The 12839-nt window shown below is 39.7% G+C and carries 7 protein-coding genes; 2 read left to right on the forward strand and 5 right to left on the reverse strand.

Annotation, left to right across the window (positions count from 1 at the left end; translation table 11 throughout):
- The first annotated feature begins 331 nt into the window (after window positions 1-331).
- Window positions 332-1441, forward strand: coding sequence for an NAD(P)/FAD-dependent oxidoreductase (locus AAOP42_RS18850; RefSeq protein ID WP_349530128.1), 1110 nt, complete (start codon window positions 332-334; stop codon window positions 1439-1441).
- 40 nt (window positions 1442-1481) lie between these two features.
- Window positions 1482-2510, forward strand: a complete 1029-nt coding sequence (gene pheS / locus AAOP42_RS18855; RefSeq protein WP_349530129.1) for a phenylalanine--tRNA ligase subunit alpha — start codon at window positions 1482-1484, stop codon at window positions 2508-2510.
- Window positions 2511-2513: 3 nt separating this feature from the next.
- Here the strand turns inward: pheS and sdaAA are convergent, their stop codons facing one another.
- From sdaAA to AAOP42_RS18880, 5 genes are all read right to left on the reverse strand, one after another.
- Window positions 2514-3410, reverse strand: a complete 897-nt coding sequence (sdaAA, locus tag AAOP42_RS18860) for an L-serine ammonia-lyase, iron-sulfur-dependent, subunit alpha (protein WP_349530130.1) — start codon at window positions 3408-3410, stop codon at window positions 2514-2516.
- 74 nt (window positions 3411-3484) lie between these two features.
- Window positions 3485-4933 (reverse strand): asparagine--tRNA ligase, encoded by a 1449-nt coding sequence (gene asnS / locus AAOP42_RS18865; RefSeq protein ID WP_349530234.1) that lies wholly within the window; start codon window positions 4931-4933, stop codon window positions 3485-3487.
- 197 nt (window positions 4934-5130) lie between these two features.
- Window positions 5131-7551, reverse strand: coding sequence for a DUF5703 domain-containing protein (locus tag AAOP42_RS18870; protein WP_349530131.1), 2421 nt, complete (start codon window positions 7549-7551; stop codon window positions 5131-5133).
- An 88-nt stretch (window positions 7552-7639) separates the two neighbouring features.
- Complete coding sequence (locus AAOP42_RS18875; protein WP_349530132.1) at window positions 7640-9310, reverse strand: RagB/SusD family nutrient uptake outer membrane protein; 1671 nt, start codon at window positions 9308-9310, stop codon at window positions 7640-7642.
- A 10-nt stretch (window positions 9311-9320) separates the two neighbouring features.
- Entirely contained in the window at window positions 9321-12689 is a 3369-nt protein-coding gene (locus AAOP42_RS18880; RefSeq protein WP_349530133.1) for a SusC/RagA family TonB-linked outer membrane protein, read from the reverse strand.
- Between the last annotated feature and the right edge of the window lie 150 nt (window positions 12690-12839).

Genomic DNA, 12839 nt, shown 5'->3' on the forward strand with positions numbered 1-12839 from the left:
GAACATCGGGCTAACGGGTTCCATAATCCTGACATTTATAAAATATTAAGCAAGCGTAATTAGAAAGGCTTAAATAAATCCAATAATATATAACTATTTTCCTATTTATTGCGTTGTAGTTAAAATCATACAAACCAATACAATGTCACAAGGAAGCGATTGGTACTATAGTCAGCATGAACCGGAAAGGGAAAGAAACAATAAATTTATTGGTTTCTTAATCCTTGTAGGGTTCATCCTCATTTGTATTTTTTCCCTCACATTTATTGCAGAGCATTTTGCTAAAACCTGAAACTGTACAAGAATAATTTTTTTCTGGCTAATTTAGGGCATGACTGATATTGCCATAGTTGGAGGAGGGCTTGCCGGATTGATCAATGCTATATTGTTGGCTAGAAAAGGGGTTTCTGTTGTTTTGTTTGAGAAAAAAAACTACCCCTTTCACAGAGTCTGTGGAGAGTACATCTCCAATGAGGTAGTTCCGTTCCTTAAGCAAAATGGCCTTTATCCTGATCACCTTGCAGTTGCTCAAATAAATAAATTTTTGCTGACCTCTACGAATGGAAGGCACTCCGATTTAGATCTGGATTTAGGTGGTTTTGGAATCAGCAGGTACGAGTTGGATCATTTTTTATTCCAAAAGGCGATAGATTCCGGAGTGGATTGCAGGACGGGTATCTCCGTAGAAAATGTGGAATTTTCTGAAAATCATTTTAATATTCAACTAAAATCGGAAACAGTTCAAAGCAAATTGGTAATTGGAGCCTTTGGAAAAAGATCTAAGCTGGACAAAAAACTCAATCGATCCTTTATACAAAGAAAGTCTCCTTACCTCGCAGTAAAGTATCATATCAAAACAGACTTTCCTGACGACACGATTGCTCTCCACAACTTTAAAGGAGGGTATTGTGGTATGAGTAAGGTTGAAAATGATACTTATAATTTATGCTATTTGAGTGCCAGTAGTGTTCTAAAAGAAAGTGGTAACATTCCTGAAATGGAAGAGCAAATTTTACATAAAAATCCATTTTTAAAGTCCATTTTCAAAAATTCGAAATTCGTTTTTGATGTCCCATTGGTTATAAACGAAATATCATTTGAAAATAAACTTCCTGTGGAAAACCATATCCTGATGAGTGGAGATTCTGCGGGAATGATCGTGCCACTCTGTGGAAATGGTATGGCTATGGCGATACACTCTGCTAAAATTTTATCTGAAACGATTATTAATCATTGGAGCAATGGAGAATTTGACAGAGAAAAACTGGAAAGTGAATATGTCAAAATGTGGAATAAACTTTTCTATTTCAGGCTTTGGTCGGGCAGAAAAATACAAGCACTGTTTGGTTCTACCACTGCATCAAATCTTGCTGTAAACCTTGCCCGAATAAAACCTGTCGCCAATTCTTTGCTTGGATTGACCCACGGCAAGGAGTTTTGATAAACTCTCATTACTTTTGCCCAAATTTTATTAGCAACGCATGTTTGACAAAGTAGAAAAATTCAAATCGGAGCTTAAAGCCCTTGAAGTAAAAACCAAAGATGAGCTGGAACAATTCAGGATAAAATTTATCAGTAAAAAAAGTGTGGTTTCGGAGTTGTTCAACGACTTTAAAAACGTGCCTAATGAGCAAAAAAAGCAATTTGGTGTTGCACTTAACGAATTGAAAAACTTAGCTCAGGAAAAACTCAAAGAGATGTCTTCATCTTTGGAAAGGGACGGTTCTACCAGTGAAAACACCGGAACGTTGGATTTGACTTTACCAGGTGTAGCTAATGATTTGGGCAGCATACATCCATTAACCCTTACAAAAAACAAAATTATTGAAATCTTTGAAAGGATGGGTTTCAACGTAGTTGATGGCCCTGAAATCGAAGATGATTTTTACAATTTCACAGCACTTAATTTTCCGGAAAATCATCCGGCAAGAGAAATGCAGGATACTTTTTTCATAGAAAAAAATCCTGATAAAGTGCTCAGAACCCATACTTCAAATGTTCAAATCAGGTTGATGGAAAACCAGAAGCCCCCTTTCAGGTCTATCATGCCGGGAAGGGTATATAGAAATGAGGCCATATCAGCACGTGCTCATTGTTTCTTTCATCAGGTCGAGGGGCTTTATGTTGATAAAAATGTAGGCTTCAAGGATTTGAAACAAACCGTTTACCACTTTGCTAAAGAGATGTTTGGCAAGGATACTAAAATACGTTTTCGTCCTTCGTATTTCCCATTTACAGAACCGAGTGCAGAAATTGACATCAGTTGTTTTATTTGCCAGGGTAAAGGTTGCAATGTATGTAAATACACCAATTGGGTGGAAATAGCAGGATCCGGAATGGTCGATCCGAATGTCCTGGCCAATTGCGGTATTGATCCGGAAGAATATACCGGCTTTGCTTTTGGCATGGGAATAGAAAGGATTGCAATGCTCAAATATCAAATCGATGATTTGAGATTATTCTCAGAAAATGATGTCAGATTTTTGAGGCAGTTTCAAGGCAGTTTCTAATTGTCAGTCTTCATCAATGATGTCAATATCCTTAATAAAGACTCGTTTTGAAATGGCTTTTCCTGTTTTGGTGACGGCAAGGCCACCCAGAGCAGTTTCTTTGTAGCGTTCTTCCATGCTTTGTCCAACCTCGCCCATCGCATCGGCACATTCATCTACAGGAATCACGCTATCTACATCCGATATGGCAATTTGTGCTGATGAATTGGCAATGGCAGCCGCACTGGCGTTGCGTACCACACAGGGCACTTCTACCAAACCCGCTACCGGATCACATACCAAACCAAGCATACATTGGATGGTGATCGCAACCGCATTGAATACCTGATCTATCGAACCGCCTAAACAGTAAACAATAGCTCCGGCAGCCATTGCTGCTGCACTTCCTGTCTCTGCCTGACACCCTCCAACAGCTCCTGAAATAGATGCTTTTTGTTCCAGGATTAAAGCAATACCTGCACTTACCAGTAAAGCTTCGTGGATTTTTTCATCTTTTATATGGTGGATGTCTTGCAGGGTAACAAGCACTCCGGGGATAATGCCTGAAGCACCCGCAGTAGGAGCGGCAACAACTCTACCCATACAGGAATTCACTTCCTTGGCAGCTAGTGCCCGGGATATTAACTTTTGAAATTCCGGAGACAATACAACGATCGAATTGTTGAACACCTTTTTTGCACCGTTGTTGATCATGCCCGAACTGGAAGTCATGTCTTCAGTCAATCCGGTATGCACTGCCTCCTTCATCACCTGATATGCCTGAGAAAGGCCAGACCAAATTTCTGTTTCTGAGCTTCCTTTTTGTTCTGTTTCATAAGACAAAACAGGTTGGAAAAGATTGGTGTTGTTCTTTTCACAATAGGCTTTCCAACCACTGAAACTATCAAATAAGAATGCCATTTTTCGGGTTGCCCAATAGGGCTTTATTGAAAAACAAAGCTAACGATAATCCTATCCTCTTTCAAAGAGAGAATTTAAAATTCGGCATTCCCTGGTGTACGAGGGAAAGGTATGACATCACGGATGTTTGTCATTCCTGTAACAAAGAGGATCATCCTTTCAAACCCAAGGCCATAGCCACTGTGTGGTGCGGTACCAAACTTTCTGGTATCCAGATACCACCAAAGTTCATCTTTTGGTACGTTCATTTCGTCCATTCTGGCTACCAGCTTTTCATAGCGCTCTTCCCGTTGTGATCCTCCTACAATTTCTCCAATACCGGGAAATAGAATGTCCATAGCAGCAACTGTTTTGCCATCATCATTCATTCGCATATAGAATGATTTGATATCCTTTGGATAGTCGGAAAGGATTACTGGTTTTTTAAAATGCTTTTCAACCAAAAATCTTTCATGCTCAGATTGCAAATCTGCTCCCCAACCATCTATCAGGTACTGAAATTTTTTCTTTTTGTTTGGCTTGGAATTCCTTAAAATATCAATGGCTTCTGTGTAGGTAATCCTTACGAAATCATTGTCCACCACAAATTTGAGTCTGTCAAGAAGGCACAATTCATTTCTGTCTTCTGCTTTTTTATTCTTATCCTCATCGATTTCTCGTTGATTGAGGAATGCCAAATCGTCTGCACAATTTTCCAAGGCATAGGACACAAGGTATTTAAGCATTTCCTCAGCAAGGTCCATGTTGTCTTCCAGGTCAGCAAAAGCTACTTCGGGTTCGATCATCCAAAACTCTGCCAGGTGTCTGGTGGTATTAGAGTTTTCAGCACGGAAAGTAGGGCCGAAGGTATAAATTTCTGATAACGCCATTGCCGCCAATTCACCTTCCAGCTGTCCTGAAACGGTAAGATTGGTTTCTTTATCGAAAAAGTCTTTTTTGAAGTCTATTTCTCCTGCTTCATTTTTTGGGATATTCTCTAGGTCTAAAGAAGTTACTCTAAATGTTTCACCTGCACCTTCTGCATCAGATCCTGTGATGATTGGAGTATGGATATTTAAAAATCCTTTGTCATTGAAGAACTTATGAATGGCAAAAATCATGGCATGCCTGATTCTATAAATTGCCCCGAAAGTATTGGTACGGGGACGCAAATAAGCGATTTCCCTCAAAAACTCCATGGAATGCTTTTTAGGCTGCAATGGGTATTTTTCTGGATCAGCCGATCCTAATACTTCGAGCGTGCTTACATTCATCTCCACACTTTGCCCTGAGCCCTGAGATGCTACTATTTGCCCCTCAGCCGAGATACAAGCACCTGTAGTCACCAGTTTAAGCAAGTCCTCTCCAATCGTACTGGGGTCAGCCACCAATTGTAAATTATGAATGGTTGAGCCATCATTTAAGGCAATAAATGCAACATTCTTATTTTGCCTTTTAGTACGTACCCATCCTTTTACAACAGCTTTGTCTGATACTCCAACCGACAACACTTCCTTGATCTTTGTGCGTTTTTGCTTGCTCACATCTATAAATTTATAAATCTCTGTTTCAAATAGAATATTCGAAAGCGCAAAAAAAGCACTTTTTAGGCTCTTATTCAAAGCTTGATGAAGTTATTCGATATTTGCCCTTCTAGTTTAGTAAATGATGATTCAAACATCCAGTGTAGAATATAAAAACTGAATTTCGAGTACCCTGTTTTAGACGCTTTGAAAAGATTCTACTTTCCGAAGTTCAAAATACTCAAGTCCTTCCTTCTGCTTTCAGGAGATACCTTTAGTTCTATCAATTTGCCATCTTTCAATTTGCCTTCAACTGTAGTATTTTTTGGAGCATGAAGTTTGAAATTTACATCCCATGCTTTTGGCCATGAAGGAAACAACAAGATTTGATCGTCAAAGCATTGCATCAGCATTTCCTGCAAGCCAATCATACCTGAACCACCCCAGTTGTGGTCAGGCACCCAATCATGACCTGGTCCCCAGAAAGTTGGAAACCGGCGATTCGAATTCATTAGTTTTCGGGTATTGTATTCGGAAGCCTTTTCTGTCATTCCCATTCTGGCATAGAAAATACCATCCTGATGCCAGCTTATTACCATGTCTTTAGGAAACGCACCATGTTTCCAGGTGTTTCGAAACAATGACATATCGTCTTTTCCCAGATGGAATCGGTTGAACGGAAACGTAGGATAAAATTGAGGGCATTCTACATTTTGATAAAATTTCCAGCTTTCTGCGGGTTTCAGTATGGTGTCGTTTTCTACTTCATCATAGAAATATCCGGATAAAGTAGATAAAAATTCACGGTAGTAATTTTTATCTTTTTTTGAAATATACTTTTCATCTAAAGCCAGCAACTCCGTAAGGCAAGCCTGAAGTCCTGCAATTACGTCACTCGGGTTTTTGGCTCCCCTATACGATTCACAGGAAGTTGATGGGAAGATCACCAATTTTCCAGTTTCATCCAGTTCTTTTCCACTTCTCATTTTTTGGCGTAAGCGGTAGTGTTCATTGAAAAAGATCAGGGCTTCTTCGATAAATGGCATGTATTTGCTAATGTCCGTCCCCGAATAGCGATGATACTCCAGGATCATATAAGCATGCTCTATTTGTGACTCCCAGTGATAGGATACATATTGATTGGCCATAATACCCTTTTCCACCACACTGTTGTATCCATTGGTACCATCGGCTCTTTCATCGCCAAATTCTATTTCTGTACCTCTTGCTCTTACTCCTTCCGACCAGCCATATCCTGCACCAACAGCTAACCCCGGTACACTGATGTACTCGCTGTACATGGCACCTTCATGACCAAAATTTGCCTTGACCCTGGCTAATGCCCCCGGCAATGCCTTTCGATACAATTCAAACTGAGGTAGGACGGCATCAAAATCTCCGGCTTTCAGCATTGGCCAATACACCAGTCTTTGATTTTGGGCAGTAAAAACCCCACCGCCCCAGGCTCTGAAGTCTGGCCCATACGCTCTTTTCTCATCAATTAACCCTGCATCTACGGTAAAGTTTCCTCCATTGAACTTTGTCGGATATTCTCCAAATGCGTTGCACCCTAGCTGATACCTGAACAATTGGTAGTTGCGGGCAGCAACCCAGGCACTGTCACTAACATCAGGATGGTTCGGGTTTATCTGGATGTAGCTTCTTGACCAGAAGTCATTCCACCACTTTCTGGTATTTTCAAATGCTTTTTTTCCATCTTGGCCTTGTACTTTTGAAACAACACCAGCCAATCCACTTTCCCATTCTTTCTGGGTCTGGGTTTGTGCAATATGAGTCACCAGTTGAATGTGGTGGTACTTTTTGGGGTTCTTAGAAACAATATGTTTCGCAGTAAATGGTGTTTTCTGATACAGCCCTTTTGTTTCAGGAGCAGGAATGAAACCATTTCCAAATAACATTCCTCCAAATGTCCGACCAAGCAAATCATCGGTAATTTCATCTTTATACTTTTCTAGTCCCTGTTGTACAATCAACATGTCAGGCACTAATTTTTCATCCGTGTTTCTATGGAAAAATACAATGCCATGCCCATCTTGTCTTACAGAGTCTTTATGAAGTATAACTTCTCCCGGATAACGATCCAGGTTGTAGGTAGATGCCCGTCTGGTATTATCAGGAATCAGTTGATCATCAAATCTCCAGTTTTCATAGGCAACATTTACTTTGATTTTACTACTTGCTTCCACCTCAAAATGAACTACAGGATTATGAACATCTACCCATAATTTTATTTTGGCATAAAGTGTGTCCTGGCCATGAGCCTTCTTTCCTTCTATCACAATGTATCCATCCTGCAGTTCTAACTTTTGGCTAAATTTAACGTCCGAAACGTGCTGAGCAAACAAGTTGGGGCTCAGTGTCAATCGAACACGGCCGAGCTTCAGGTACTCGTTTGTTTCTGCCAGGCTACCACTTCTCTGCACATACATCAGTACATCGCCATTTTCTACCCAGACATTGCAGCCAATATCACCTCCACCCAATGGCATAGATTCGCTGCTATTTTTGCTTTGTTCCGTCCAGGTGATGTTGTAATCAGTGAAGTCTTTTGGTTGAGATTTCACCGATTCTATTCCCAGAATTGTTAAAAAACAGATCAGTAATATTTCCCGTTTCATATTCATAAGTTTTTACAAAAAAGCACAAAAAATGAGACTCGAAATAATTGAGTCTCATTTTTACTATTAAATTTCTGCTTCTTTAGGGTTAAAAATACCCCAGATTCTGGGAAAGATCTGCTTCGGTATTCCTTTCTATTTCACCATTTGGAATGGGCCAAAAATTCTGAGTGTCATTTATTTTATTCGAGGCATATTGTCCATTGTGCATAGGATTATATGTTCTTACCCTATCCACGATATTCCCCATTCTCATCAGCGTAAGTAACCTAAATTCTTCCACAAAAAGTTCACGGGCTCTTTCATCCAATAAATAATCCATATCTACATCTGCCGCCATTACAGGATCTGCTTTTGAGCGTGACCTTACCTCATTGATATCTATGGCTGCATTGCCTTGATCACCCTTAAGTAAGTATGCTTCTGCTCTTAACAAGTATGTTTCGGCCAATCTCATCAAATATCGGTCACGATAAGAATGATTTGCAGAGCTGGTTGTAAGTCCTGTTACAGGGTCAGCAATCAATTCGTCCGGAAAGTTGCCGATTGGGGAGCTTTTTGCAAAAATAGCACTCCACCATTTATTTAAAGGGTTATTAAAATTAGATATTGCACCACTGGCGACCATTTTTTGCCCATAATAAGCTGATGATGGATTGTTGACTACAGCATCCCTAAGAATGTTATGTTCAGAATTTCTGATATCATTGTTGGCATTTTGCCATACCTCATTAAGCATGTAGTCGGATGCCGCCCACCAACCTATTCCTCGCCCACCAAGGTGACTCATAGGGCCTAGAAACACATTTTCACCATCATTGTCCCGTAACTGCCAATATAATGGACCCAGAAAGCGGGGTAAATTATCATCAGCTCCACCACCAGGGGTATTGTACTCATACTGGCTTACCCAGATTGCTTCGGTATTCCCAGAACCCCTGTTTTGGTTTCCCCGCCTGAACAAGTCCCAATAGACATCCCCTGCCTCGCTGTTTCTCGTACCAAACCGGTTTTTCATTAAAGCATAATTTGAATTGTTAATTACTGCTGTGGCAGCTGCAATGGCTTTATCATATTCCTGAGTGATAATGTATAGCTCAGCAAGAAGATGATTAGCAGCACCTTTGGAAATCCGACCATCTTGCTCCACTGCATCAGCATCTGGTAAATCCTGAACTGCATCAGTAAGGTCACTAATCACCTGTTCCCATACTTGAGTTTGAGTTGCTCTCACAAAGTCTCTTTTTGGAGAAGTAATTTCTTCCAATACCAAAGGCACACCTCCATACATAATCCCCAACCCTCTGTACGCAAAAGCGCGAAAAAATTTTGCTTCAGCTATTTTTGCCTGTCTATCACCTTCAGAATTATATTCTACAGCGTTAATCCTTGATAAGATTGCATTGGCATTAAAGATGATTTTATAGAAGCTGTTCCAAACCCATGCTACTTCACCCGTTTCAGGAGTAATCTTATCGGACCAGGAATTCAATTGATGCGTTGGGGAAGTACAATCATAACCTATATCTGTGGTATAGAAAAAAGCCCATCCGTAACCATTAGCCCCAGATCCAAAAAGCATACTATGTATATTCTGGTATAGATTAACGACCGCAATATCTATCTGGTCGGGTGTGGAGTATGAATTTTCCGGTGAGTAAAAGTCATAAGGAACTTCTTCCAACCATTTCTCTTCGTTGCATGACAATAATGTTGTAGCAATGAAGAATACTGTTAATATATATTTTATGTTTTTCATTTTGATAAGCTTAAAATTGAACATTAAGACCCATGGTATAACTTTTCAACAATGGTCTGCTTGGATTGAATCCCACACCAGTTTCAGGATCGCTACCTTTCCATTTTGTCCCTGTAATTAAGTTTTTTCCACTTACAAATATCTTGAGATTGGTAATATTAATTTTCTCTATGATTCCAATAGGAAAGGTATATGCTAGCGACACATCTTGAAGTCTGACAAAACTACGTTGATTGTAAGGGGTTCCTCCAAACTGAGACGAAGTGTCTAATCGTCGGTATTTGGCATCCGGATTTTCCGGCATCCAATAATCCCAAGCTCCTTTAGGAAAGTTGTTATAACTCAACTGATCTCTTTGTACCCAATTACCATAGGCATGAGGTGCATCATTGCCCATATAATAATTCTTGCCTCCTTGTATGGAATTGATAAAAACATATAAGCTTAAGTTTTTATATGATACCGTGTTCGCCACTCCAAATCTATATGATGGATCCGAATAACCCAGTATTTTTCTATCCTCTAGTGAAGAAATGCCATCATCCCCATTAAGATCATTTAACTTGTAAGTACCGGGTAAAAAACCATTCCAAATTGACCCATCTTCCTTATCAGCCAACTGCCACATCCCAACAACTTCATAATCATACACCACATTTTGAGGCTCTCCGATAAACAATCTATTACCAGTTAAGTCATCCTCTCTTCCGTCATTATCATTGTCTGCTCCCAAAATCGATTCAATATTGTTCCGTACTCTATTGAAGTTAACAGAGGCTTCCCATCTCAAATTTCCTTTACCGATAACAGTACCAGTCAAAGACAGTTCTACACCATTGTTAGATACACTAGCTATATTATCGTTGATGGTACCAAAGCCTGTAATGGCTGGCAAAGCAATCGCAAAAAGAATATTTTCTGTTTTATTTTTATAGTACTCGATACCTCCTCGCAACCTTGTGTTAATCAATTCAAAATCTAATCCAATATTCGTTCCTGTAGTCGTTTCCCAACCTAAACTTATATTAGATAAGGATTGAATTGACTGACCCTGAAAAGTTTGACCTCCATCTCCAAATACCACCCTTGGTCCTGAGTTTACAACAGCTGCCGTAGCATAACGACCCACACCTCTCCTACCAGATTTCCCGTACGACGCTCGTAGTTTCAAGAAGTTTATCCATGAAATATCATCAGCAAAGGATTCTTCACTTATCACCCAAGCAAGAGCCATTGTAGGAAAAATTGCCGTTTTGTCATTTTTGCCAAAACCAGAAAAACCATCACGCCTGATTGTGCCCGTGAAATAGTACCGATGACTGTAGTTGTAAAGCAATCTCCCCATCTGATATAGACTGGATTCCTTTTCCTTGGTAGAAGACACATTATTAAGTGAAGGGTCTCCAGCTTGTAGCCTGTTGTATCCTAAAAGATCAACCGAAAAATTTTGTGCTCCAGCAAAAACAGAACTTAAATCCCTTTCTTCCACACCATAGACAAAAGTAGCATTGAAATTGTGTACATCATTAAATGTCCTTTTGTAACTAATGATGTTGTCAAGAGTCCAATCCCTGCTTTTCGAATTGTCTTGATAAGCTGACCCTGTAAAATTCGCCGCATTTGGGTCAAAACGCCTGTGGTCTCTCGTCCGGTAATTATTGGCATAGTTTATTCTGTAGCTTAATCCTTCTAAAGGTAGTTTAACTTCTGCAAACATATTGCTGGATAGGTTCAACCTCACATCAGAATCTTCAATGCTCAGAGTAAGAAAAGGGTTTAACCAACTTCCCTCAGGTTTTGGTATTAATATTCCATCTACACCATGTATGGGTGCCCAGGGTTGCAACAAAAAAGGAGCCTCAGATCCGGCATCTTGCCCTGAATAATCACTAATCGCTATAAATGTCTGGGTGCCCAATCTAAGCCAATCGTTAATTTTCGCATCGATATTTACACGAAAATTGTATTTTTTGTAAGTATCATTTTTGATAAATGCGGCCTGATCGGTAAACCCGCCTGACATAAAATAATTTAGAGATTCACTTTTGCCCCCTACGCTGAGGTTATGGGTACTGATATGTCCATTGTTTGTAAGCAAATCGTACCATGGTGTATCTAGCCCATTATTGTAACCTTCAGTTATGTCAAGAGTTTTAAAATTATTTTGCCAAACATAAGAAGGATTTACCTCTAGATAATCTGGAGCTAATCTCCCGCCCTCTTCCCAAAAGATATCGGGATAAACCTCTTCCAACTCAGCAGCATCCATGGGCTCAAATTTATTGGAAGGCGTCTGCATCGTGTAACTTGATGAGTAGTTGAAAATTGGCTTACTGAAAGATGCTCCACTTTTGCTCGTAATCACAATGACTCCATTGGAAGCCTGAGATCCGTATATAGCTGCTGAACTGGCATCTTTAAGCACATCTATAGATTCGATATCCGCACTGTTGATATCTATAATACTTCCTCTATAAATAATTCCATCCAAAACGATAAGGGGAGCATTGTCACCACCGGAACTTGATAATGTGCTTTGACCTCTGATTGATAATGATGGGTCTTGCCCAGCATTGGTCACCGCCCCTACATTTAAGCCAGCAATAGCACCCTGAAGTGCCTGAACAATCGATACGTTAGATGATTCCAGTGCTCTGTTTAAATCCGCACTGGCTACTGCTCCAGTCAGGTCTTTTTTGTCAACAACGCCACCATAACCAATCACGACTACTTCTTTAAGTTGCTCTGCATCCAATTCCATCTCAATATCTACAGTGCTTCTTCCTGCAATAGAAACCTCCTGAGTCTTATATCCAACAAATGAAATAGTCAATACAACATCTTCCGGAACATTCAATTTATAATTTCCTTCTATGTCGGAGGTAGTGCCCGTTGCAGTACCCTTCACTACAATACTAGTACCAGGCAGGCTTTCCCCATTTTCGTCAGTAATTTTACCTGAAATTTCCACATCAGCAGCCAGGATAATTTCTATTCCCTTATTATTAATACCTTTCCGCTTATCCACATTGATGGATTGGTTTACCTGCCGAAATTTGAGCCCTGTCTGAGCGGATATATCCATTAAAACTTCAGCAACAGAATTGTTTTTTGAGCTGATGTTTATTTGGAGCTTTTTGTCCAGTTCGGGTTTATTATAATTAAACCTGTAATTGGTTTTGGATTCTATAGCATTGAATACTTTTACAATACTCGCATTGCTAAGTTGTAAATCGATAAAAACTTCTTTTACACTTTGGTTTTTCTGTCCGATGGCACTGCCGGCCATCAGGACATTCAGTAAAACAAGTTGCAAGGCAAAGCCGTAAAACGACAACTTCATAATCTTTAAGATTAGTTGTAACAATCTAATTTTCATATCTTTGAAAAGTTTTATTAATGAAATATTTATTAAAACTGGTCTGTAGTAACCGGAGGCTTGGGAAAAAATCTGGATTACTAAAGACGAACTTAAAAACGGTGCTTCCTTGAAGCATCGTTTTTTATTTCAGGTAGTGATTCAAGTCAT

It is taken from the genome of Reichenbachiella sp. MALMAid0571 (assembly GCF_040151475.1).
Lineage (GTDB): Bacteria > Bacteroidota > Bacteroidia > Cytophagales > Cyclobacteriaceae > CAXBNB01.

Coding starts and splice junctions, on each gene's coding strand:
- AAOP42_RS18850 (WP_349530128.1), top strand. CDS start 332: ATGACTGATATTGCCATAGTTGGAGGAGGGCTTGCCGGATTGATCAAT.
- pheS (WP_349530129.1), top strand. CDS start 1,482: ATGTTTGACAAAGTAGAAAAATTCAAATCGGAGCTTAAAGCCCTTGAA.
- sdaAA (WP_349530130.1), bottom strand. CDS start 3,410: ATGGCATTCTTATTTGATAGTTTCAGTGGTTGGAAAGCCTATTGTGAA.
- AAOP42_RS18870 (WP_349530131.1), bottom strand. CDS start 7,551: ATGAAACGGGAAATATTACTGATCTGTTTTTTAACAATTCTGGGAATA.
- AAOP42_RS18875 (WP_349530132.1), bottom strand. CDS start 9,310: ATGAAAAACATAAAATATATATTAACAGTATTCTTCATTGCTACAACA.
- AAOP42_RS18880 (WP_349530133.1), bottom strand. CDS start 12,689: ATGAAAATTAGATTGTTACAACTAATCTTAAAGATTATGAAGTTGTCG.